General features: G+C 61.0%; 21 protein-coding genes. 14 read left to right on the forward strand and 7 right to left on the reverse strand.

Going from position 1 to position 23734, the window contains the following annotated elements; genetic code table 11:
* Positions 1–22 precede the first annotated feature (22 nt).
* Entirely contained in the window at positions 23–988 is a 966-nt protein-coding gene (locus tag AC244_RS09485; RefSeq protein ID WP_053248577.1) for a substrate-binding domain-containing protein, read from the reverse strand.
* A 90-nt stretch (positions 989–1078) separates the two neighbouring features.
* Positions 1079–1834 carry a FadR/GntR family transcriptional regulator gene (locus tag AC244_RS09490; RefSeq protein WP_234716893.1) on the reverse strand — a complete coding sequence of 252 codons (756 nt, stop codon included), beginning with the start codon at positions 1832–1834 and terminating at the stop codon, positions 1079–1081.
* 204 nt (positions 1835–2038) lie between these two features.
* Between AC244_RS09490 and uxuA the strand changes: the two genes are divergently transcribed.
* Positions 2039–3244, forward strand: coding sequence for a mannonate dehydratase (gene uxuA, locus AC244_RS09495; protein WP_053248578.1), 1206 nt, complete (start codon positions 2039–2041; stop codon positions 3242–3244).
* Entirely contained in the window at positions 3241–3933 is a 693-nt protein-coding gene (locus AC244_RS09500; RefSeq protein WP_053248579.1) for an RraA family protein, read from the forward strand. Before uxuA ends, AC244_RS09500 begins: the two co-directional genes overlap by 4 nt.
* Positions 3934–4389: 456 nt before the next feature.
* On the opposite strand, the gene AC244_RS09505 is transcribed toward AC244_RS09500, so the two are convergent.
* Positions 4390–5796, reverse strand: coding sequence for an FAD-binding oxidoreductase (locus tag AC244_RS09505; protein ID WP_053248580.1), 1407 nt, complete (start codon positions 5794–5796; stop codon positions 4390–4392).
* Positions 5797–5885: 89 nt separating this feature from the next.
* Here AC244_RS09505 and AC244_RS09510 point away from each other — a divergent pair, with 89 nt between their 5' ends.
* On the forward strand, positions 5886–6917 hold the full coding sequence (locus AC244_RS09510) for a GlxA family transcriptional regulator (RefSeq protein ID WP_053248581.1): 1032 nt from the start codon (positions 5886–5888) through the stop codon (positions 6915–6917).
* Between the two features lie 141 nt (positions 6918–7058).
* Here the strand turns inward: AC244_RS09510 and AC244_RS09515 are convergent, their stop codons facing one another.
* Complete coding sequence (locus AC244_RS09515; protein WP_053248582.1) at positions 7059–7715, reverse strand: TetR/AcrR family transcriptional regulator; 657 nt, start codon at positions 7713–7715, stop codon at positions 7059–7061.
* Positions 7716–7987: 272 nt separating this feature from the next.
* Between AC244_RS09515 and AC244_RS09520 the strand changes: the two genes are divergently transcribed.
* The 10 genes from AC244_RS09520 (at position 7988) to AC244_RS09565 (ending at position 18723) form a co-directional block, all read left to right on the forward strand.
* On the forward strand, positions 7988–8815 hold the full coding sequence (locus AC244_RS09520) for a uracil-DNA glycosylase (RefSeq protein WP_053248703.1): 828 nt from the start codon (positions 7988–7990) through the stop codon (positions 8813–8815).
* A gap of 2 nt (positions 8816–8817) precedes the next feature.
* Positions 8818–10449 (forward strand): GMC family oxidoreductase, encoded by a 1632-nt coding sequence (locus AC244_RS09525; RefSeq protein ID WP_053248583.1) that lies wholly within the window; start codon positions 8818–8820, stop codon positions 10447–10449.
* A complete protein-coding gene (locus AC244_RS09530) occupies positions 10446–10766 on the forward strand; it encodes an NIPSNAP family protein (protein ID WP_053248584.1) in 321 nt (106 codons plus the stop codon). The genes AC244_RS09525 and AC244_RS09530 overlap by 4 nt, the downstream gene beginning before the upstream one ends.
* A 151-nt stretch (positions 10767–10917) precedes the next feature.
* Positions 10918–11943, forward strand: a complete 1026-nt coding sequence (locus tag AC244_RS09535; RefSeq protein WP_053248704.1) for a BMP family ABC transporter substrate-binding protein — start codon at positions 10918–10920, stop codon at positions 11941–11943.
* A 74-nt stretch (positions 11944–12017) separates the two neighbouring features.
* Positions 12018–13535, forward strand: a complete 1518-nt coding sequence (locus tag AC244_RS09540) for an ABC transporter ATP-binding protein (RefSeq protein WP_234716895.1) — start codon at positions 12018–12020, stop codon at positions 13533–13535.
* Entirely contained in the window at positions 13532–14578 is a 1047-nt protein-coding gene (locus tag AC244_RS09545) for an ABC transporter permease (protein ID WP_053248586.1), read from the forward strand. The genes AC244_RS09540 and AC244_RS09545 overlap by 4 nt, the downstream gene beginning before the upstream one ends.
* The gene (locus AC244_RS09550) at positions 14563–15456 is read left to right on the forward strand and encodes an ABC transporter permease (protein ID WP_053248587.1); all 894 of its coding nucleotides are present in this window, start codon (positions 14563–14565) and stop codon (positions 15454–15456) included. Before AC244_RS09545 ends, AC244_RS09550 begins: the two co-directional genes overlap by 16 nt.
* A 43-nt stretch (positions 15457–15499) precedes the next feature.
* The gene (locus tag AC244_RS09555; RefSeq protein WP_053248588.1) at positions 15500–17011 is read left to right on the forward strand and encodes an amidohydrolase family protein; all 1512 of its coding nucleotides are present in this window, start codon (positions 15500–15502) and stop codon (positions 17009–17011) included.
* Positions 17012–17420: 409 nt separating this feature from the next.
* On the forward strand, positions 17421–18335 hold the full coding sequence (yghU, locus tag AC244_RS09560; RefSeq protein WP_053248705.1) for a glutathione-dependent disulfide-bond oxidoreductase: 915 nt from the start codon (positions 17421–17423) through the stop codon (positions 18333–18335).
* 10 nt (positions 18336–18345) lie between these two features.
* Entirely contained in the window at positions 18346–18723 is a 378-nt protein-coding gene (locus tag AC244_RS09565) for a hypothetical protein (protein ID WP_053248589.1), read from the forward strand.
* A gap of 49 nt (positions 18724–18772) precedes the next feature.
* On the opposite strand, the gene AC244_RS09570 is transcribed toward AC244_RS09565, so the two are convergent.
* The gene (locus tag AC244_RS09570; RefSeq protein WP_053248590.1) at positions 18773–19684 is read right to left on the reverse strand and encodes an HNH endonuclease; all 912 of its coding nucleotides are present in this window, start codon (positions 19682–19684) and stop codon (positions 18773–18775) included.
* Between the two features lie 521 nt (positions 19685–20205).
* Between AC244_RS09570 and AC244_RS09575 the strand changes: the two genes are divergently transcribed.
* Positions 20206–20679, forward strand: coding sequence for a VOC family protein (locus tag AC244_RS09575; RefSeq protein WP_053248591.1), 474 nt, complete (start codon positions 20206–20208; stop codon positions 20677–20679).
* A 197-nt stretch (positions 20680–20876) separates the two neighbouring features.
* Here AC244_RS09575 and AC244_RS09580 read toward each other — a convergent pair whose 3' ends face one another.
* Positions 20877–22493 (reverse strand): GMC family oxidoreductase, encoded by a 1617-nt coding sequence (locus tag AC244_RS09580; RefSeq protein ID WP_053248592.1) that lies wholly within the window; start codon positions 22491–22493, stop codon positions 20877–20879.
* Positions 22494–22500: 7 nt separating this feature from the next.
* Positions 22501–23721 (reverse strand): mandelate racemase/muconate lactonizing enzyme family protein, encoded by a 1221-nt coding sequence (locus AC244_RS09585; protein ID WP_053248593.1) that lies wholly within the window; start codon positions 23719–23721, stop codon positions 22501–22503.
* Positions 23722–23734: the final 13 nt, after the last annotated feature.

Below are 23734 nucleotides of genomic sequence, written 5' to 3' on the forward strand. Positions count from 1 at the left end.
CAACAGGCCCCGCCCGGGAGCCTCATTTCAGAGCCTTCAGGCCCTCCTTGTAGGCGGCCACGCCGTCGGCATTTGCGCGCGTCAGAGGAAGGACGGGAACATTGACCTTGGTCTCGAACGTCTTGCCTTCCAGAAGTTTCTGCGCCGCTTCGATCGCCTGCTTGCCCACTTCGAGAGGCTGCTGCGCGGTCGTCGCCTGAAGCACGTTATCCTTGTCGAGAAGCATGTTGGCGAGCTGTTCGGAACCATCGGTGCCGAAAACGAACACCTTGCCCTCAAGTCCAGCCTTCTTGACCGCCTGGACGGCGCCGATCGTGCCGCCTTCGTTGGCCGCGTAGATCACCTTGATATCCGGGTTGGCGGTCAGCATGTCGCTGGCAACGGCCAGCGCCTTCTCGGCCAGCCAGGCATCCTGCTGGGCAACGATCTCGACCTGAGAGGACACGACGTGAAGGAAGCCTTCGACGCGAGCGTTCGACTGTTCCGGCAAGAGCGCCTTGAAGGCGAGCGTCCCGATCTTGACCTTCTCGCCATTGCCGAGGGTTTTCAAAAACGGGGCGGCCGCCTCACCGGTGCCGATGCCGATATCCCGATCCGAGCTGGTCACCGTCGCCTGAGCGACGTCGCCATTGGCAGAGGTGCCATAGGTGACCACGGTGATGCCGGCATCACGTGCCTTCTTGAGCGCGGGAACCGAAGCGTCGGCCGACAGCGGCGCGACCACGATCGAGTTGACGCCGCGCGCGATATAGGTGTCGATCAGCTGCGCTTCTTTTTCGAGCTTGCTGTCGCTGTTTCCGGCCAGTAGTTCGTCGCCGGCGGCCTCCGCCGCCTTCTCCATCCCGATCTGGATGCCGCGGAAATACTGGTCCTGCTGGAAGACGATGCCGGCGATCGCCTTGCCGTCGGCAAGAACCGCGCTCGGTGCGAAGCTGACGCTCACCAGAAGTGCTGCGAACGTCAGGACGTGGCGTTTTGCATTGATCATATTGGGTCTCCTCCCCGATGCCCTTGATCGTATTGCCGGACCCGCGGGCAGTGGGGCCGGTACTGACTGAATGCTGGAAACGTTGCCGCCTTATGTCTTGGCCGCGGCGTGTCGGTCGCCCGATGGCGCTCCGACGAATTTGAGGCCGAATTCGAGGTGGCGGCTCATGAGATAGGCGTAGGCAATTCGGTCGCGTGCTCTCAGCGCACCGATGATTTCGGCATGGGCCTCGTAGGTCGCCGACTGGACCGGCCGCTCCGCCTTGCCGAGGCGCATGACTTCCTCGATGACCGTGCGCATCATCCGGTAGGCAGCGAGCGTCGTCCTGTTGCCTGACAGTTCGACGATCGCCTCGTGAAATTCGTAGTCATAACGGGCCGCTTCCTCGACGCTCTCCGCTGTCCGGATGCGGGCATTGGTCGCTTCCAGCCTGTCGAGGTCCGCTTCGCTCGCATGGAGGATAATGTGGTCGCCGACGCCGGTTTCGATGATGCGGCGGAAACCTTGAAGGTCGCGGAAGGAATCGGGCGATATGCCGTTGTGAAACGCAAAAAGCCTGCGGATCGCCTCGCCATGACCGCCGCTGATGACGGCGCCAACCTTGGGCCGCGTTTCGACCAGGCCATAGGCGCGCAGAACCTGAAGCGCCTCGCGAACCGTGTTCCTTCCTGCCTGAAATTGTTCGCCGAGATCGCGTTCGGTCGGCAGCGCATCACCAATCCCGAGGCCGCGCTCGGCGATCAGGTCCCTGATCTGTTCGACGAGCCTGTCGACCGCCGACGTCTTGCCGACTTCAGCTGGCTCGACGCCTGTCGAATGCTCCGGTTTTGCCGAATTGTGCACCACGCTCTCCTCCTGTGTGCGTTTCTATTTGTTGGTCCAGATTGGATGATAAGTCAAGCGCGACGCCAGAAAATTGATTATTTTGCGGATCAAATAACGATTATCGCCTCTTTTCACTTGAAATCCTATCGATGGCGATCCTTAATGCTTCATCTGGTCCAACAATAAAGACCATCACGAAACAGCAGGGAGTAGGAGATGAGGCCGATGGAAGAGTGCTTTCGCTGGTATGGTCCGGATGATCCGGTGCCGCTCAGCCATATCCGGCAGGCAGGCGCGACGGGCATCGTCTCAGCGCTTCATCACATCTATGACGGCTCGCCCTGGTCCGACGATCAGATCCTGAAGCACAAGGCATTGATCGAGGCAGCGGGCCTGCGCTGGAGCGTCGTCGAGAGCATTCCCGTGCACAATTCGATCAAGCTCAAATCCTCAGGCAGCGCGCGCTACATCGGCTGGTACAAGGACACGATGCGCGCGCTCGCGCGCTGCGGCATTCGCACGGTCTGCTACAATTTCATGCCAGTGGTCGACTGGACCCGCACCGAACTCATGCATCCCCTGCCGACCGGCGGATACGCGCTGCGTTTCGATGCCATGGATTTCGCAGCCTACGATCTCTTCGTCTTGAAACGGCCGCGCGTCGAGCAAAGCTATTCGCCGGCCCAGATCGAAACGGCGCAGACCCGCTTTACGGCGATGGATCCTGCGAAGATCGACCGTATCGAACGCAACCTGATTGCCGGCCTGCCGGCGTCGGAGCGCAAGTTCGATCGCGCGGGCTTTCTCGGAGCGCTCGCGGAGTACGATGGCGTCGAAGCCGAGGATCTGCACGAAAACCTCGCACACTTCCTGCGCGAGATCGTGCCGGTTGCCGAGGAGATCGGGGTGAAGCTCTGCATTCACCCGGACGATCCGGCCTTCCCGCTCTACGGCTTGCCGCGGATCGTTTCCACGGCGCAGGATGCGCGCCGCATCCTGGCTGCCACCGACAGCCCGGCCAACGGTCTTACCTTCTGCACCGGATCCTATGGCACCCGCGCCGAGAACGACCTGCCCGCCATGGTGCGCGAATTCGGATCCCGCATCCATTTCGCCCATCTGCGCAACGTCCAGCGCGAAGCTGACGGGTCGTTTCATGAGGCCGACCATCTCGGCGGGTCGAGCGATATTCCGGCCGTCATTCTCGCTTTGCTGCAAGAGCAGGAGCGCCGGCATGCCGCGGGGCGCGACGACTGGCAGATCCCCGTTCGCCCCGACCATGGGCATCTGCTTGCCGACGACATCGGCAAGGAAAGGATCAATCCCGGCTACTCGCTCATCGGTCGCCTGAAGGGGCTGGCTGAGATCCGCGGCGTGATGCAAGGCATTTCAGCGGTCAGGGCCGCACAGAACGAACGGGTGACACTATGAAGACCTTTCAGGACGATGCCGAGTTGTTCGCTGCGATGCGAAGCCGGCTCTTTACCGCCGTAGTCGGCGATATTCTGGACACGATGGGGCTACAGCACCAGTTCTTGCCGCCTCGGATCCGCGCCTTGCGTGATGACATGGTGGCGGTCGGGCGTGCCATGCCGGTGCTGGAGGCGGATTTCTTTGCGACCACTGGTACCGGCGGCCACGCCGAAATCAGCACCAAGCCCTTCGGCCTGATGTTCCATGCGCTCGACAGCCTGAAACCCAACGAGATCTACGTCTGCTCCGGCGCCTCGCCGCGCTACGCCGTCTGGGGCGAACTGATGTCGACGCGCGCCATCCAGCTAAAAGCAGCAGGCGCAATCTGCGACGGCTACTGCCGAGATAGCGGCGGCATCCTCGCTCTCGATTTTCCGACCTTCTGCTACGGAGCCTATGCGCAGGATCAGGGCCCCCGCGGCAAGGTCGTCGACTACGCGGTTCCGATCGAGATCGGCGGCATCCGAATCCGGCCCGGCGACATTCTGTTCGGCGACCGTGACGGTGTTTTGGTCATTCCGCGCGAGGCGGAACAGGAAGCGATCGCCCTGGCATTCGAAAAGGCCGAGACGGAAAACAAGGTCCGTCTGGCGATCGAAGCCGGCATGACCACGGTCGAGGCATTCGAGCGCTTCGGCGTCATGTAGAAGATCATGGGCGGGGAGCACCAAGCCGCCGACGTCTTCTCGCCGCGCCGACCAATTGCCGGGAACGGCCAGTACCGGCAGTCGCTGCCCGCAGATGTAGTCGGACGGAGATCCGAGGGCGGCAACAGGTGCGATATAGGCAAGCCATGACGGCTTGCCCGGCCTAGACAGCGTCGGCATCGGCGCGCGACGATCAATGGTGCGAATTTGTCGGCGGGACAGGCGTGCGAGCCAGCGCCGAATTCGAGATATTTTCTGTCCCTACGGGCGATGTCGGAACGATCGGGGTCGGGGTTAAGCGCCGGGTCCCGGTTGGCCGCCGCCTCAAGACAGGCGCCAGATTGGCGTCTTCTGGAAAAAGAGGAAACGACACGCTTCGGCCTTGCAAGCCGCCGGAGATGCGCGTGCGTTGATGTATGTTGCAGGTGCGCGAAACTCCAAGCCGTATTGTAACGGCTACGGCACGACAACGGCCGCCGTCGTAGCTGGTTGCGGCAATATGTTCTGGTTCATGTGAAAATGATTGTCTGGATCGTAGATGCGCTTGATCTTCTGAAGTCTTGAGTAGGTTTCAGCGCCGACAGCATTGCAAACCAGGTTGTCACCTTCTCCGAGCCCGGGAAAATTCAGGTAGAGGCGCCCGGTAGAATGGCGTTGCATATCCTGCCAGGTATTGCGAACCCAGCTGATGTTCGCCTCATCATCTGACGGATCGGACCAGATCGCATCAAGGCTCAACATGAAAGGCATGGTGCGATCGCCGAAGGCAGTGGCGTCGGAAGCAATCCGCTGGACGGCGCCGCCAAATTTCCAGATCGACGCGTAGGTCATCTCGGAGGGTCGATTGGCCAGCCGCTCGATAATCTCGTCGACGACATCGTCACCGAGGCCAGAGAGGTAAGTCGATTTCCAATAGCAGCGGTCGCGCCCTTTGGGGAACAATCCGTCATAGATGGACTGGAGCTCGCGATAGGACATCCGCCCACTGAAGTCGAGCAACGGCTCCCCAAAAGCGCGCAGCGGCTGCGTGATGCACTCTCCCATTTCAGCTGGACCGTCATAGACGGTAGCGAGCGTTATCACCCGCCTGCCCCATATCTCCTGCGGATAGGCCTGATCGCTGGGTATGGTAGAGAATTCCGCAAGACCACTGACTTCATCAGGAGCTGAGGCCATATAGTCGCGCCATTTTGGGATGATGTCGACGGCGTGCTCCTCAGGATAGGCGGGAGCGCAGAACATCACCTGATCGGCGATCGGGTGAAGACGAAGCTCAAAGTTCACGACGATACCAAAATTCCCACCGCCGCCCTTCAGTGCCCAAAGCAAGTCGGTGTTTTCGACTTCGCTCGCACGGATGAGACCGCCATCCGCCGTAACCACATCTGCAGCAATGAGATTGTCACAGCTCAGGCCGTGGGTGCCACGCAGCCAGCCAATGCCGCCCGACAAAATGAGCCCGGCCACACCTGTCATTGAAATCAGTCCGCCGGGCGTCGCTCGCCCAAAAGGCGTGCTCGCGGCATCGACATCGGCCCACGTCGCCCCACCTTCGATAAGTGCACGGTCAAGTCCCGGCGCGATGTGGACCGCATTCATGAGTGACATATCGATCATCAAACCATCATCGCAGACAGCGTAGCCGGCGACATTGTGTCCGCCGCTACGAACGGCGATGGTGAGCCGATGATTGCGAGCATGGTTTACCGCCGCGATGACGTCGGCGGCATTGCGGCACCTGGCAATCAGGGCCGGTCGCCGGTCGATCAGCCCGTTCCAAACCACTCTAGCAGCGTCGTAAGCAGAGCTTCCCGGCTCGAGCAGTTCGCCACGCAGAACACTGCGGAGCAGATCATGGGACATATCGAGACCTCCTCTTGGTCGACAAGAACCTAGTCGCGTTCGACGCTTGGTACTAAAGTCAAAAATGCTGGAAGGCGGTCATTTCTGCCATGCTTGATCAAGATTGTCCGATCAGTGTCGCACTTCTCGCGGTGCCCGAAGTCACGGCCTCCGCCTTGTTCGGCATGTTTGATCTGTTTTCATCTCCCGGCCGCGACTGGCCGTTCATCGTCAAAGGCCAAGCGGGAAAACAGCGCATGCGTCCCTATGTCGTTGCCCGGTCACGTGACGGTTTCCGGGCCGCGAACGGCATTTGGGTCAAACCAGACTTTGCTTTCGGCCACTGCCCTTCACCCGATATCGTGTGCATCCCGGATTTCTTCGTCAATCCGGGCGAAAGCGTCGCGGGACTGTATGAGCCTGAAACAAGATGGCTAAGGCGATCGCATGCGGATGGGGCGATGCTTGCCAGTGCCTGTTCCGGTGCAGTCCTGCTCGGCGAGGCGGGACTGCTCATCAATTGCGACGCGACTATCCACTGGGGCTATGCGGCGACCCTTTCCAACAATTACCCGAGCGTGAACGTGCGTGTGGATCGATCTCTGGTGTTGAGTGGCGAGGCGCAGCGCATCGTCATGGCGGGAGGCGGGTCAAGCTGGCAAGATCTCGCGCTCTACCTCATTGCGCGGTTTGTCGGCCTCAAGGAAGCGATGGAGGTCGCCAAGGTCTATATGCTGCAATGGCATGACCTGGGACAACAGCCATTCGCATCGCTCATGAGCCTCCGGCAGACGGCTGACGCGGTAATCAACACCTGTCAGCAATGGCTCGCGCTGAACTACAAGACCCGCGCGCCCGTCGCCGCGATGGTGGCTCTTTCCGGGCTGTCGGAACGCTCGTTCATCCGTCGCTTCACCAAGGCCACAGGCATGACGCCGCTCGCCTACGCACACGCGCTCCGCCTCGAAGAAGCCAAGCAGATGCTCGAAACGACCGACTTGACGATCGAGGCGATCGCCAACGAAACAGGCTATGAGGACGCAAGCTTCTTCGGCCGCCTGTTCCACCGCGAAACGGGCCTGACCGCCGCGCACTATCGCCTGAGATTTGGCTCGTTGAGCCGAGCCTTGAAGCATAGCTAGCCGGACCTTTGCTTGGGCGCCGTCACATTTGCTTCAACGGGATGGGCCCGACATTCGCTCAACTCGTTCTCGATACCAGCCAACGGATGATGTTTGACCGTCGCGGCGCCGAACTGACAAGAGCAATGCCTGAGGCCGTCGCTACATGCGCGGCATCAAGCCATTCAGGACCGTTTCGGATATCGTGCGGGCTGCCGAACTGTAGTCGCTCGCTTTGAGTTGCCCTACCTGCAAGGCATCGCAGGCCAGGGCCTCGAACTCGGCGTAGAACTGCGTCGCCGACCACAGCATTATGAACAGATGTCTCGGGTCCACCGGCGCAAGTTTTCCCGCCGCCACCCACGCGTTCAATACCTCAGCCTTCTCGGCGGTGACCTCCCGCATGTGCTGGCGGGCATCGGCAGGCAGATGTTCAGCACCTTGCAGGATCTCGTTTGCAAACAGGCGAGTCTCGGCAATGTTTCGCCGCGCATGCTCGAGCTTCGCCTTGATGTAGGCCTCGATTGCCTCGGCCGGTTCTCGATCCGCCGAGATATGGCGGAACGCCTGGTCCCAGCTGTTGATCAGGTGAGCGATCGTTGCCTTGTAGATCTCTTCCTTGGAGGAGAAATAATAATAGACGTTTCCCTTTGGCAGGCCGGAAAGCTCGGCGATCTCGTTTATTCTGGTGCCATCCAGACCCTTGCGCGAGAATATCTCCGTCGCCGCTTTCAATATCTTCAAAACGTTGCGCGCCCGAATACGCTCGTCCGCGTTGTCGGTCGCGAGCTGCTTTCGCGATTTCTCAGCACTGGCCATTTTGCTGACGATCCATTGTTGTTGATCTCATAGGGTCACTGATCCCGGTCGACATTGCCGACGCCCTTCCGGCCGAACCATTAGGCCCCTTTCTAGCACAACTGGCGAGAGTGGACTCAAACGGCTCGGTCGATCACCCCTTAAAAAACAAGTTGACAATTTGGTCAACTTTTTTCATGAATTACTTGACCGTTTGGTCAGGTTTTTTTGGCCGACCACGAAACGGGTCGCCTTGGGAGGGGTGCGCATTGGCCATGCTGTTGAAAGACGCCATGAGGGAGTTCACGACAAACTGGTCGCTGGACCTCGACGCCAACTGGCGCGCCCTCATCGGCCAGGCAGAACCTGATATCGATGCGATCGCAGCGGAGCTCGAGCTCGATGTCTGGGAACCGATCTTTCCCGTGCGTCGCGGCAAGATCTTTCCTGGAATGCCGGCAGGCGCGCATTGCCTACGCGCCTTCGACGCCATTGCGCCTGAAGATGTCCGGTGTGTCGTTCTCGGCCAGGATCCCTATCCGGAACCGGGCTTTGCCACCGGCCGCGCCTTCGAAACCGGCAATGTCGCTGCCTGGCACGAGCTCGACAAGATGTTCTCAAAAAGCATTCGCGCCTACATGCAGCTGATCGTGGCGGCGCGCACCGGCGATCAGAGCTACGCCCGCACTTTCGATGATTGGCCGAAGACGCTTGCCGCGATGGAAAGCGGTCTGGTGGACATGGAACCGCCGGCGGGTATCGCCGATCGCTGGGTGACCAACGGCGTCCTCCTGCTCAATGCCTCGCTCACGCTCACGCGCTTTAAGGTGTCGATCGACCCGCATCAATCGGCCGGTCACCTGCGGCTTTGGCGGCCCATCGTCAGGCAAGCGCTGCATGCGCTCGCCGAGCGCGGGACACCGCTGGTGTTTATCGGCTTTGGCGATGCCGCTGCGGAAGCCCTTCTTGAGGTCGGTATCGATGAGCACAGCGCAGGTCACCTGCGCTGCATCCTTCGCGATCATCCCGCCAGGGCCGAAGCGGTCCTCTCTCGGCCAAACCCGTTCATCCTTTGCAACGAATATCTGGAGGCGATGGGCGCAAAGCCCATTGCGTGGTAACCATGGCGGCTCACGATACTTACGACTTCATCATCATCGGCGCCGGTTCAGCCGGTTGCGTGCTGGCAAACCGGCTTTCGGCCGATCCATCGCACAAGGTTCTCTTGATCGAGGCCGGCGGCAGGGATGCCAACCCGCTCTTTCGCCTGCCGATGCTGATGGGAAAGCTCTTCCATTCCGGGATCTACAACTGGCACTACCACACGGAGCCCGAGCCGTTTCTCAATGGCAGGTCGCTCTATTGGCCGCGCGGAAAGGTTCTCGGCGGCACCTCGACAATCAACGGCATGATCTATGTGCGCGGCAATCGCCACGACTATGACCGCTGGGCACAGATGGGATCGTCCGGCTGGTCCTATGACGAGGTTCTGCCGGCGTTCCGACGTTCGGAGGCGCATGTTCAGCGCCGCGACGAATACCACAATGGCGAGGGCGAGCTGACCGTCTGCCGCGCTCGCGGCTGGAACACGCTGCTTGACGTCTTCAACGAGGCCGGCGGACAGGCAGGGCATCCGCTCAACGACGACTTCAACGGCGCCGACCAGGAAGGCTTTGGCCGCTACGATTTCACGATCAGCAAAGGCAAGCGCTGCTCGACCGCGTATGCCTTCTTGCGTCCGGTAAAGAACCGCCGCAACCTGACGATCGTGACCCGGGCTCAGACGCAACGGATCATCGTCGAGAACGGTCGTGCCGTCGGCGTCGAGTTCCGCCAGAAGAACGGAATTCGGCGGGTGCATGCGGATCGCGAGGTGATCCTTTCTGCCGGCGTCGTCAACTCGCCACAGATCCTCATGCTGTCGGGCATCGGCCCTGCCGACGAGCTCGCCAAGTTCAACATCCGCAGCGTTCAGGACCTGCCGGGCGTCGGCAAGAACCTTCAGGACCATGTCGACTGCGTCATGGCCTATGAATGCCCGCAGCCGGTGACACTCTACTCGGATCTGAGAGCCGACAAGCTCACATGGTCGGTCATCCAGGGCATGCTGTTCGGCAAGGGCATCGCGACGACATTTCCTTACGAGGCAGGCGCCTTCGTCAAATCACGATCGGACCTGACCGCCCCGGATATCCAGCTGCATTTCATGCCGGCGCTCGAAAAGACGGCCAATCTGCACTTTCCAAATCCCTTCAAAAAGGTGCCCGTCGAGGCCAATCACGGGTTCTCGATCCGCGTCGGTCCGGTCAATCCGGAGAGCCGCGGCGAGATCACGCTGCGCTCCGACAATCCGATGGAGCCTCCGAAGATCAACGCCAACTATCTGCAGACCGATTTCGACGTGCGCACCATGATAGATGCCATCCGCATGACCCGCGAGATCATCAACCAGAAGGCCTTCGACAAATACCGCGGCCGGGAGCTTGCGCCGGGACCGACGGTCGACAGTGACAGCGACATGGTCAAATGGTTGCGGGCAAACGCCATGACGACATTCCATCCGGTCGGCACCTGCAAGATGGGCAACGACCCGATGGCTGTGGTCGACAACCGTCTCAAGGTTCGGGGGATCGACGGACTTCGCGTCGCCGACGCCTCGATCATGCCCATCATCTCCAGCGGCAACACCAATGCCCCCGCCATCATGATCGGCGAACGGGCCAGTGACTTCATTCTAACGGAGACATCGCGATGATCGTCGAACACCGCACCTATACCTTCCGCCCCGGCACGGTCGACGGCTGGATGAAGAAGTACGAACAACAGGGACTGCCGATCCAGAAGCGGCACCTCAACCGTTTTCTCGGACTTTATGTCAGCGAAATCGGACATCTGCACACCACGGTGCTGATGTGGGGATATGACAGCCTGGCTGACCGCGAAGCGCGCCGGACTGCCATGTATGCCGATCCCGAGTGGCAGACGTTCATCTCCGGCGTCTGGGCGCTCGACGCCATCCAGAGCCAGGACGTGATGATCATGAATCCGGCGCCGTTTTCTCCCGGCGCCTGAGCATGCCGGGTGCGAGGTTCGCGCCCGTTTACGCAGAGAAGGTGGCGAAGACGTCGCCTCGACAACGAAAAGAACCGGAAACCGGAACTCCAGAAGGAACATCGACATGACGAAAAAGATCACTGATGGGATGAGCCTGATTAATCGTGCGATCGATCGCCGCTTTTTCCTCAAGGCAACCGCCGGGTTGGGCATGGCCAGCATGGCGAGCGGCTTGCTTGCCGCGGTCGCCCATGCCTCGGGAGGGCTCGTGGCCCTCGTGCATACGCAGGCTGCCGGAGACGCCGGCCCGGTCGATTCCATGATCGCCAGGTTGAAGCAGCTCTCTGATGAAAAAGGGTTCGAATATCGCGCCGTCTATGCGCAAGATCCCGCAACCTACGAAACGATATTTCGCACGCTCGGCGACGCCGGCGCAGCCGTGATCGTCTCGACGTTCAACGAAGTCGCCGAGCCGTTCAAGGCGCTGGCGCCGTCCTATCCCAACACCAAATGGGTGCAGCTGTTCGCCGATCCCTTCGAGCCGGCCATCCCGAACGTTGTCACGGTTTCCTACGACTACTATCTCGGCTGCTATCTCTCGGGCATCTTTGCCGCCCGGATGAGCAAATCCGGTAAGCTCGGCTTCATCGGTGGTGTTTCGATCCCGCCGATCAACGCGGATTTCAATGCGTTCAAGGCCGGCGTCCTTTCTGTCCGACCGGACGCGACCGTCACATCGGCATTCGCGGGCTCCTTCCAGGACCCTGCAAAGGGCCAGGAAATCGCCACACAGATGTTCAGCAGCGGCATCGACTTCATCCAGACCGATGCCGCGGCCACCGACTTCGGCATCATCGCGGCCGCCAATGAAGTGCCTGGCCGGCTGGTCAGCGTGCTCGATCCGGCGCAGTTTCCCAAGGGTCCGCAATCCGTCATTTCGATCGTCGGCCTGGATTTCGGAACGTCGCTCTACAACGAAGTGAGCAAGGCACTGGGGTCTGACTGGGCGGGTGGCACGCACGAGCATACCGGGCTCGGCACTGGCGTGATCGACTTCATCCCCTCTCCCCTCTTCAAGGAGCAAGGGCCGGCAGAAATCGTCTCTGCCGCGAAGGCGACAGAGGCGGAAATCGACGCGGCGCGAGCTGCGATTCTCGACGGATCGCTGAAGGTCGAATTCAACACCAAGCTCTAAGATACCCGAGCTGAACGGATCATGCTGCGATGATGGAAGACAGATCCCCCATATTTGAGTGCCGGGATGTCACCGTGCGCTACGGTGACATTACGGCACTTGCTGATGTCGGCGTGACGTTCGAGCGCGGCATGATCCACGCCGTCGTCGGTCAGAACGGCGCGGGCAAGACAACCTTTGCCCGCGTTCTGGCCGGCCTCGTCCGGCCGGCGGCCGGCAGCCTCAAGTTCAGCGGCCGGCCGCATGCCGGCGGTAGTGTCAACGATGCCCGCAAGGCCGGCGTCGAACTCGTGCATCAGAGCTTCGCACTGCCACCAACTTTTACCGTGGCGGAAGCAATGCAGTTCGGCGCCGAAGGGGGCAGCCTGTTTACCCGGTCTGCCCTTGAACGCCGCTGGCAACCGCATCTCGACAGCCTCGACGTGAAGGTGAAGGCGCGCCAGCGCATTCGCGACCTGCCCGTCGAGATCCAGCAGGGCGTGGAGATCGCCCGCGCGCTCGTCTCGGAGGCAAAGCTTCTCATTCTCGACGAGCCGACTGCTGTGCTCTCCCCGGAAGGCACCGAAAAACTCTTCGAGCGAATAAGGCGGCTCAAGGCGCGCGGCGTCACCGTCATCCTGATCCTGCACAAGATTAGGGAGGTATTGGCGATTGCCGACACCGTCACGGTGCTGCGCAGCGGCCGCCTCGTCGACGGCCCGCTTGATTGCACTGAAATCGATGCGGACAGGCTTGCCGAGCTCATCATTGGTCCGGCGGCCGCACGCGGCCTCAATGCCGACGACAAGGCGGCCCTTACCGGCTCTGCGACCGTCGCCCATGCGCACAACGAAACACCTTCCGCTGGGAAGAACACAGTCCTGGACATGCGCGCCGTCTCGACACGGCCCGATACGGAAGGACCGGCGCTCGACAACGTCGACCTGACGATCTCGGCAGGTGAGATCATTGGTGTCGCGGGCGTCGAAGGCAACGGCCAAAGGACGTTGGTGCGGGCAATCTCCGCGCTCGTCGATGTTGTCGACGGCAAGCTCGCCATCGGTGGCGACAACGTCACCGGCAAGCAGCTGGCAGCAAGACGGGCCGCCGGTCTGCGCATCATTCCCTTTGAACGAAACGTCGAGGGCCTCAGCCTTTCAAGCTCGCTCTGGGAGAACTGGTCAGCGCGCAGCCTGCTGCAAATGCCGCTTCTCGCCGCCATCAATCCGATAACGATACAAAAGCGTTGTGCGGCGGCGTTGAACCGGTGGGACGTGCGCTATGCCAACGTTACCCAGCGTGCCAGCTCGCTTTCGGGCGGCAATGCGCAAAAGGTCATTCTGTCGCGCGAGATGGACGATGACGCCCGGCTGATTCTTGCCGCACAGCCGACCCGGGGCCTCGATATCGGCGCAACCTCCTTCGTCTGGGATGCCATGCGCGACGCGAAGGCGCGCGGCTGCGGTCTCCTGTTCATCTCGTCCGACCTCGATGAAATCTTCGACATATCCGACCGTGTGGTCGTTATGCTCTCCGGTCGGATCGTCGCGGAATTTCGCCCGCCCTATGATATTTCCGCTGTCGGCGCCGCCATGACGGGAGTCCTGAAATGAACGAACGTTTCGTCTCGGTGCTACGCGCCGTGATCTTCGTGCTGCTTGGCCTTGCGCTTTGCGGCATCATGTTCCAGCTCGCGGGCTACTCCGCTCCGCTGATGTTTCAGGCCATCGCTGACGGCGCGTTCCTCAGAGCGGGCGCGCTGCAGCAGGCCCTGCGGTGGAGCCTTCCGCTGTTCATAACTGCCACGGGCGTCGCGCTTTCGTTCAGAGCCGGCTACTTCAACATCGGCGCGCAAGGCCAGTTCTACGTCGGCGCCGTGTCGGCAGCCTTCATGGCCGAGTGGTTGAATGGCGCCCCCGCCGCGATCGTCATCCCAGCCTGCATTGCCAGCGGCATGCTCGGTGGTGCTGCCTGGGCGCTTTGGCCGGGACTGTTGAGGCTGAAGTCAGGGGCCGATGAAGTCATCACAACGCTGATGGGCAACTTCCTTGCCGGCCTCGTCCTGCTCTATGTAACCTCCGGCCCGCTGAAGGATCCTTCCGGTTCCGGCCAGCAGGCATCGAGCCGCCCGCTCGACGCCGCCTATCGCATCAGCGATTCCATGGGGCTGTCGCCGACGATCGTGGCCATCGTCGCTGTTGTCGGCGTCGCGATCTGGCTCCTCATCAACCGCACGACCTTCGGCGTTCTTTCGGGTCTCGCCGGCCGTAACCCGACGATGGTGGAATGGCAGGGCGCCCGCACCTGGCGGATTGGCTTGGCCAGCTTCCTCATCAGCGGCGCCTTGGCGGGGCTTGCCGGAACCGTTGAGTTGATGGGTCCGAACGGGCGGTTGACTGGCGGGTTCCTGCCCGGGCACGGCTTCACCGCGATCCTCATCGCCCTCGTTGCCAATTTTTCGGTGGTTGGCACCGCATTCGTCGCCCTGTTCTTCGGCGGCCTGGCGTCGGCCGCACTTTACCTGCCCATCATGGCGGGTCTGCCATCGGCTGCCATCGATGTCATCAATGCCGCCATCGCACTCTTCATCACGGCCAAGTCCAGTCTGATCGACCGGATCGCAAAACTTAAGGGACGGACATGGAAGACATCGTGATCGCCATTCTGCGGTCGGGAACGCCGCTCGTCTACGTCACCCTTGCAGGCGTCATCGCCCAGCGCGCCGGCATCTGGCATCTCGGTCTTGAAGGGCTGATGATCACAGGCGCTTGCGCGACCGTGCTTGGCATCGTCCTGACCGGTTCTATCTGGGCAGCGCTGCTTTGGGCTATCGCCGTCTGCGTTGCGGGCTCGGTGCTGTTCTGGTTCGTCGTCGAGAAGCTGCGCGCCAACCAGATCATCGCCGGCCTCGGTCTCACGGGCCTGGGGCTTGGCGGTACAACACTCGCCGTCCAGTCGATCTTCGGAACGCAGGCCGCCGTCAGCGCGCCATTCGGCCTGCCTCGATTGGGACCCGCCTTCGGCGCCTATGGCTCACTGTCCGTCCTCGTGGTCTTGATGCCCGTCCTGGTGCTGGCGGTCTGGGTCATGCTTCGACGCACCCGCTTCGGTCTTCGGTTGGCAGCCTCTGGCGAACACCCCTTTGCCGCGCGCAGCGTCGGCGTGAACCCATCGGCCATGCGCCTTGCCGCACTTGTCATGGGCGGCGCCCTTTGCGCTCTGGCGGGTGCCGAGCTTGCCACCGGCAGCCTGCAGATCTTCGCGCAAAACATGACCGCCGGCCGTGGCTTCATGGGGTTCGCAGCCGTCATCTTCGGCGCCGGGCACCCGATCGGCGCGACGCTTGCTGCGCTGTTCTTTGCGATCGTCGGCGCGATCGGTATCAAGGCCCAGCTGATCTTCGGCGACCGCATCCCCCACGACCTTCTCTTAGGACTGCCCTATATCGCGACCGTGCTCGGTATCTGGGTGAGCACCAAGCTACGAGGCGGGACCAAAGCCGCAAACGGCTTCACCGAGTTGCGCAACGAGTGACGCACACAGCACGCCGCGATCAACCTATCGCCAGGAGCCGTCTATGAACCAGATCGTGATACGCAAGGCGACCCTACTGACGATGGAGGGTACGAACGGGTGCAAACCCTTCGAAGCCGATCTCCTGATCGAAGGAGGCCGGATCGCCGCCATCGGCGAAAACGTCGTCGCCAGATCCGACGCCAAGGTGATCGACGGTCGCAATCGCCTGGTCATGCCCGGCCTGATCAACGCGCACACGCATTCAAGCGAGACTTTCTTTCGCGGCCGCTATGAAGGCATGCCGCTCGAGGTCTGGCTCCTCTATGCCTATCCCCTGCTCATGGGCCCGGTGATTGACGAACGACTTCTCTATCTCCGCAGCCTGCTGCTGGCGATGGATTCGCTGCGCAACGGCGTGACGACCATCTGCGACGACTTCTTCGATCCGCCAACTCATGATCTTTCACGTCTCGGGGCCGCATTTCGCGCTTACGAACAGGCCGGCATCCGCGCCAACGTGTCGAGCGCCGTCATGAATGTGCATACGCTGGATGCCTTGCCTTATGCCCGCGAGGTTTTACCGAAAGCGCTGCAGGACAAGCTCGATTTTGGCCCGCTCATGCCGGCAGGCGATTACATCGATTATTGCCGATCCGCATTCGCCTCGCTGCACGGAAAGCCCGAACGGTTGCGTTTCATGATCGCGCCCTCCGCGCCACAGCGATGCACGCCGGACATGCTTGCCGCCTGCCACGATCTCGCTATCGAAATGGGCGTTCCGCTCCACACCCATGTGCTGGAGACCAAGACGCAGGCCGTAACCGGCCCGGAATTCTACGGAAAGAGCCTGATTGCCTACATGCACGAGCTGGGCGCTCTGTCGCGCAACACCACCATTGCGCACTCCGTGTGGGTGAGCGACGCCGACATCGCGTTGATGGGTGCTGCAGGTTGCTCCATTGCCCACAATGCCGTGTCGAACCAGAAACTCGGCGCCGGCATCGCGCCGATCCGCAAACTGCTCGATGCCGGCGTGGTTGTCGGACTTGGCACGGATGGCGTTTCTTCAAACGATACTGCCCGCATCTTCGATGTCATGCGGACGGCTGCCCTCATTCACAGCACATCGGGGCCCGATTACGAGCGCTGGATCAAGGCGGAGGAGATCCTCGCCATGGCGACGATCGGCGGTGCGCGCAGCGCCATGCTCGAACAGCGCACCGGGTCATTGGCTCCGGGCAAGGCGGCCGATCTGTTGATCCTCAACCTCAACACGTTCAACTTCTTTCCGCTCAACGACATACCGAAGCAGCTGGTATTTTCCGAAAACGGATCATCCATCGAGACCGTCATGGTCGATGGTGAGATCGTCGTTCAAGGCGGCCGCCTCCAGACCGTCAACGAAGACGATGTGCTCGCCGAGATCCGCGAGCGCGTTCCCGCGCATCTCGCAGCGCATGCGGAACTGGAGAAACTCAACTCGATTTTCCACGTTTCTGTGGCTGAGATCCATCGCCGCGCGACCGCGCAGCCGATCGGTTTCGACCGTTACGCCGGAGACGCAATGCGTTGATCGCCGCTCTCGCTCAGCACCGATACAACCCTGTCCCGAGCCGCTGAACGAGGAATATCCTGATAACCGTCAAGACGGCCTACACCCTGGCTTAAGGGGCGCCGTCGCAGGCGCCGGCAGTGCATCAATAGTTCCGGATTAGACGGTGCCTTGAACCTTTTACGCTGAGTTGCGCGAACGCCACGGCCTGGGTCCGGCGCGCGGACGACAACAATCAGTGCTAGCTACCGTCAGGATGGTGCCACCAACTGACCGAGTGACGTCAACCCCTTGTTGATCTTCTCCTTCGCACCCACCTTGACGTCGATCGGCAAAAGGTAGGTCTCGAGCAAGAGTGATTGATTTCCCCTATCGAGAAATGCCAAATCCGGCAGATTGACGTGTTCCCGCGAAGACAAGGTTGAATTTCATGACCGAGAAACCCCCCGCCGACAATTTCCCCGCCGGCTATGAACCCCCCAAGGTCTGGTCCTGGGACAAGGGCAATGGCGGCGCGTTCGCCAGTATCAACCGCCCCACCGCCGGCCCGACCCACGAAAAAGCACTTCCCGTCGGCAAGCATCCGCTGCAGCTCTATTCGCTCGCCACACCCAATGGCGTGAAAGTCACGATCATGCTGGAAGAGCTTCTGGCCGCCGGCTATTCGGGCGCCGAGTACGATGCCTGGCCGATTCGCATCGGCGATGGCGACCAATTCGGTTCCGGCTTCGTCGAGGTCAATCCGAATTCCAAGATCCCGGCACTGATGGACCATGGGCCGAAGGGCGGCGGGAAGCCGGTCCGCGTCTTCGAATCTGCTTCCATTCTGCTTTATCTCGCGGAAAAATTCGGTGCGTTCCTGCCAGCTGCGCTTCGCGCCCGCACGGAAACCTTCAACTGGCTGTTCTGGCAGATGGGCTCCGCCCCCTTCCTCGGCGGCGGCTTCGGGCATTTCTATGCCTATGCGCCGATGCAAATCAAATACGCCATCGACCGCTATGCCATGGAAGTGAAACGCCAGCTCGACGTGCTTGATCGCCATCTCGAAGGCAATCAGTTCATGGCCGGTTCCGAATACACCATCGCCGACATGGCCATCTGGCCCTGGTACGGCAACCTGGCACTCAATCAGGTCTATGGCGACGCCGGCAATTTCCTCGATGTCCAGAGCTACAGGCACGTCCAGCGCTGGACGGCCGAAATCGCCGCGCGCCCGGCGGTCAAGCGCGGCCGCATGGTCAACCGCCTGAGCGGCGATCCGTCCGAGCAATTGCACGAACGCCACGATGCCTCCGACTTCGATACGAAGACGCAGGACAAGATTGCCCAGAACGAGATCGCGTAAGGAGGACCGAATGGCCAAGCTGCCTGACATGACGAAACACCGGGGTTTTCCCTACGCCATGCCGGGCACCGGCATCCAGTTTGTCATCCGCCGCGCCAATCCAAAAGGGGCGACGCCGATCAAGGCGTTGCCCCGCCATGCCCGCCCGGGCTCGGGCGCGCACCGCATCGACGCGGCATTCCTCCACGCCCTTTGGCACCATTTCGGCGCGGAGCCGTTTGAGCGTGGCAATCTTGACGCCGCCCGGCTTAACCTCCTGTTCGGCCGCGAGGTTTTGTCCGCTGAAAAGGACTTCGACCCGACGTCCTACGAAGCCTTGCTCGTCATCAACGAAAGGGTCGCCCGCCAAAGCTTTCCGGAATCGTTCGAGGACGTCTTCGAGGTATGAAGTCAATGGGCCAGACCGACTGGCCCATCGACCACGGTTTTCCTGGCGCTCAATGCTTGAAGCAGTTCTCGCGATGCCAGCGCAGAAAATGGGGATGCGGTCTATCAAGTGCCCGCAATGGCACGATCGCTTTGCCGGTTCTGTTGATCAGACCTCGAACACCATCGGGATCGTTGACTTGTCTTGAGACCATGATGTCGAAGTCATCTGAAAAGCTGATCAGGCCCCGGTCAAACATCCAGTGAGCGGTTCCCGAAAGGGCAATTCCATTGGTAAGAATGTCAGGCCCATTCGCCTCGACCGGCCGAATGTGGGCGGCATCCACCTCGGCGCGGCCTCCCCCATTGATGAGTTTCAGGCCGGTGACCGCGCAGCGTTTGTCGTAGACTTGAAGTACCCGGCGGCGGAAGAGCCGGTCGCGGACAATCCGTGACGATAGGAGCGTGACGCGATCACGCTCCTGCTCGATGATGAAGGGTGTCTGGGGCGCTTCGTCGAGCTCACGAACTTGACCTGTGTCGATCGCCTCGCCCACGCGCGGTAGCTCAGGCTCTTGCTCATCAATGCCCAAGGACACAATGCGATTGAAGTCCCCCGGGGAGATCGGCCTTACAGCAGACTGCGCCCTGCCCGAAATCCGCAAGTCCTCATTGAGGACGCCGCGTTCGACCACGCCATCCAGTCCGCTGAATGGTACCGGGTTGATAAAATCGAGATAGCTGCCGGGCTCGATGAGCGCGACGAACATTCCAGGCGCTTTCGGGTCGGGGATGACCTGAGATACTTTCGCAACGGCAAAATAGCCCCGAGTGGCTGCAACCTTGCGTGGCTCGTAGTATATTATCCAATCTCCGACACAGGCTTGAACGCGACCGAGATACTGCCGCGGGAACTGATACTGTTCCGCCGGACTGTCATCGTAGATCGAATCTGAGCGATGAATGAAAACTCCGAATCCCATCCTGCCTGCTTAACAGGTTGTACCGATCCTGAAAATCGCGTGCCTGGTGAGCGCGCGCACAAAGCGATCGGCAGGTTTCGCGGTTGGGGCGGCGAGATCTCAAATCGCTGCAGATGACCGGGATACAAAGCATCCTTTTATTCTGCATCCATCATATTGTTTTTGCTTGCAAATATTGAGTGAAAATTTCAGATTTCGACAAAACCAAAGATAAAAGTCAGTGGCTGATTTCACTCTCCCCGAAACGGCAGCAACAACGGGGGCACCGGCGTTCGATCAGCTTTTGAGCTCCGCCCCATCGGCGACACCAGCTATGGTAGAGAATCATTAACCATGGCTCGCGCTGCTCGGGCAACCCTCATAGCGAATTTCTAAGCGGACAACGACGCTGGGGTCGGCGCCCCTTGTGATCGCCTGGGCGAAACGGGCACTTTCGGGGTGGAAAAAAACGGCTGGGCGCCTACTTCGAGGCATAGCGATGGGGACAGGGCCGGATGGCTCAAGAGCGAAAGGAACCCGCAATGGCAAAGAATACGATTTGCGTCTGGTACGATAAGGACGCCGAGGCCGCCGCCCGCTTCTACTCCGAGGTCTTTCCAGACAGCGCCGTGAGTGCCATACATCGCGCACCCAGTGACTACCCAGCCGGCAAAGAAGGCGACGTCTTGACGGTCGAATTCACAGTTGCGGGCACATCGTGCCTCGGCCTGAACGGCGGCCCCGCATTCAAGCATAGCGAAGCTTTTTCGTTCCAGATCGCCACCGACGATCAGGAAGAGACCGACCGATACTGGAACGCCATCGTCGGCAACGGCGGCCAGGAGAGTGAGTGCGGCTGGTGCAAAGACAAGTGGGGAATTTCCTGGCAAATCACTCCGCGGGTACTGATGGACGCGCTGGCGGCTGGCGGCGGCGAAGCAAAGCGCGCGTTCGAGGCGATGATGACCATGAAGAAAATCGACGTCGCCAAGATCGAGGCGGCGCGGCGCGGTTGACATCCTCGCGACGCAACGATCGGCAAAACGGTCGCACTGGTTCGGCGGCCAGTTAGCGCTGCAACCGTCAATGCCATTCACGACGCCGCCCCGCTGGAAGCCCTTCCTTGCGTGGTAGCCGGTGCGTGTCGGCGCCATCGTGCAGATCCCAGGCATGTTTCGCTACGCGCCTTTCGGGCCTGGGTCCCTTTGGAACCTTAAATCGAGCTCCCTTTGATCACCATGGAAGCGGCTTTTTCGGCGACCATCATCGTCGGGGCATTGATGTTGCCGGCCGTGATGTTGGGGAAGATCGAAGCGTCGATGACGCGCAACCCTTGTACGCCGTGGACCTTCAGCGATGAATCGACGACGGCGGTTGAAGCACCCGGCCCCATCGCCGCAGTACCGCACAGGTGATAGATCGAACCGCTATGTTCCCGAAAGTAGTTCAGCAGCTCGGCGTCGGTGGAGGCTTCTGCGGAAGGAGGCATTTCGCTTGCAGTAATCGAGCGCAGTGCCGGCGCACCCATGATTTTGCGTGCAAGCCGACTTGCCTGAAGGACTTCGGCCTCGTCGTGAGCCGTCGTCAGGTAGTTGGGGTTGATGCGCGGCGCATCGGTAAAATCCGGTGAAGCGATCGTGACGCTGCCGCGGCTTGTTGGTCTGCATGCATTGAATGCCAACAGGAAGCCGGAATAGGGTTCGGGCTTCAGTCCTGCACGTGGGTCGGACGGAATGCGATAGGAAAGCGGGTTGAAGTAGAGTTGGATGTTGGGCCTTTCCTCCCCCGGTTGACCGCGCAGGAAGCCGCCGGCCTGGTTGACGCTGAGAGCCAAGGGGCCGCGCCTTGTCAGCGCATAGCGCAGCGCCTGCCGAGCCTGGCCGAACAGGCTCCCCAGCTCGTCGTTCAGTGTCGGGACCCTCGAGCGGTAGTAGAAGCTCGCGCAAAGGTGATCCTGGAGGTTTCTCCCGACCGCCGGCGAATGTCGGACAACGGGTATGCCGAACGCCTGCAGCTCTCGGCCATCGCCAATGCCGGAGAGCTGCAACAGCTTCGGCGTATCGACCGCGCCGGCACATAGGATCACCTCGCTGCGGGCGGAATGGGTTACCATCCCTTCAGGTGAGGCTACCTCCACGCCGACGGCCTTTCCTTCGTCGAAGACGACCCTGCGGGCGCGGGTTTTGCGCTGGATGGAAAGATTGGGACGGTTGAGAGCCGGACGCAGATAGGCAAATGAAGAGGAAGAGCGCACGCCATTTCGCGTGTTGATATCGTAAATCCCTGCGCCCTCGATCGATGCGCCATTGAAGTCGGAATTGAGCGGCAGTTGCAGTTCGGCACAGGCGGATAGGAACCGCGCGGTAATCGGATGGGTTTGATCGCGCATCGGCGTGACGTGGACAGGCCCATCTCCCCCATGAAATTCGGACTGGCCATCGGCATGGGTTTCAAGTTTCTTGAAATAGGGCAGCACATCCTCATAGGCCCATCCGGGATTGCCGGCCTTGGCCCAGTCGTCGAAATCCGCCGCGGCACCACGCACGAAGATCATGGCATTTATCGAGCCCGAACCTCCCTGCACCTTGCCGCGCGGCGCATAGATGCGGCGATTGCTCAGGGCGGCTTCCGGCTCGGTCCAGTACATCCAGTTGACGTTCGGATCGTAGTAGGACCGGGCGTAGCCCAACGGGATGCGAAACCATGGCGAGCTGTCGTTGCCGCCCGCCTCGAGCAGAAGCACGCTGTGCTTGCCTGCCTCGCTCAGGCGCGCCGCAACGATACAGCCGGCGGACCCGGCCCCGACGATGATGTAATCGTAGGTCGCCATGTGATCCTCAACCGCGCGCCGGGGCAAATGCCTTGATGTCGGCGGGCTTGTCGTCCATCTGCAGGTGCAGACGCTTTCCTTCGTAGGGAGAGTGCTTTTCAACCACCTGGAGATCGAGCTCCACGCCGAGCCCCGGCTCGCGCGACGGAATGAGATAGCCATCGTCGAACTGCAACGGCGTCTTGAGGATCTCGGCGTAGAATCCGGAGAAGTCGACGATCGCCTCATGGATGAGGAAATTGGGGGTGGCCGCCGCCAATTGGATGCTCGCCGCCGCGCCGACTGGCCCGTTGTAGACGTGCGGCGCGACCTGGGCATAGTGCGCCTCGGCCATGGCAGCGATCTTCTTTGCCTCCAGCAAACCGCCGCACCGCGCGACGTTCATCTGCAGGATCGAGGCTGCACCCGTTTCGAGCACCCGTTGGAACTCGTATTTGGTGGTCAGTCGCTCGCCGGTGGCTATCGGGATCGAGGTCGCACTGGCGACTGTCGCCATCGCTGCCTCCTGGCCGGGCGGCACCGGCTCCTCGAACCAGAGCGGATCGTACTTCTCAAGCCGCCGCGCAAGCCGAATGGCCGAGGACGGCACCATCTGGCCATGGGTACCGAAAAGCAGATCGGCACGCCCGCCAACCGCGGCGCGGATCTTGGCGCAAAACTCTTCGCACCGCTCCATGACGCCAATCGAAAGCTGGTGACCGGAATAGACGGTATAGGGTCCGGCAGGATCGAACTTGACGGCCGTGAAGCCCTTCCTGTCGACCATTTCCGCAGCAAAGTCGGCGGCAAGCTCGGGATCGTTATAGTCGTATTCGCCGGCTGCATTCTTGGGGTAGAGATAGGTATAGGCGCGCAGCTTTTCGTGTACGAGGCCACCCAACAGCTTGTGCACCGGCCGGCCGGCCGCCTTGCCGATAATGTCCCAGCAGGCGATTTCGAGGCCGGAGACAACGCCCATGATCGTCGGATCCGGGCGCTGCGTGAAGCCGCTCGAATAGGCCGAGCGCCAGAAGCGCTCGATATCGTGCGGATCGTGGCCGAGCAGGTGGCGCTCGAACATATCCTCGATCAGCGGCACCAACGCCTTTGGATGGAAGGCGGTCGCATAGATTTCCCCAACCCCTTCGATGCCGTCCTTCGTGGTGAGCCTGACAAAGATCCAGTACATCCCGCCGATATGGGGCGGCGGGACGGCAACGACATGAATGGCGAGCGAAGCGATCTGCATGTTGACGTTCCTT

The organism is Ensifer adhaerens, assembly GCF_001270265.1.
GTDB classification, from domain to species: Bacteria; Pseudomonadota; Alphaproteobacteria; order Rhizobiales; family Rhizobiaceae; genus Ensifer; species Ensifer adhaerens_B.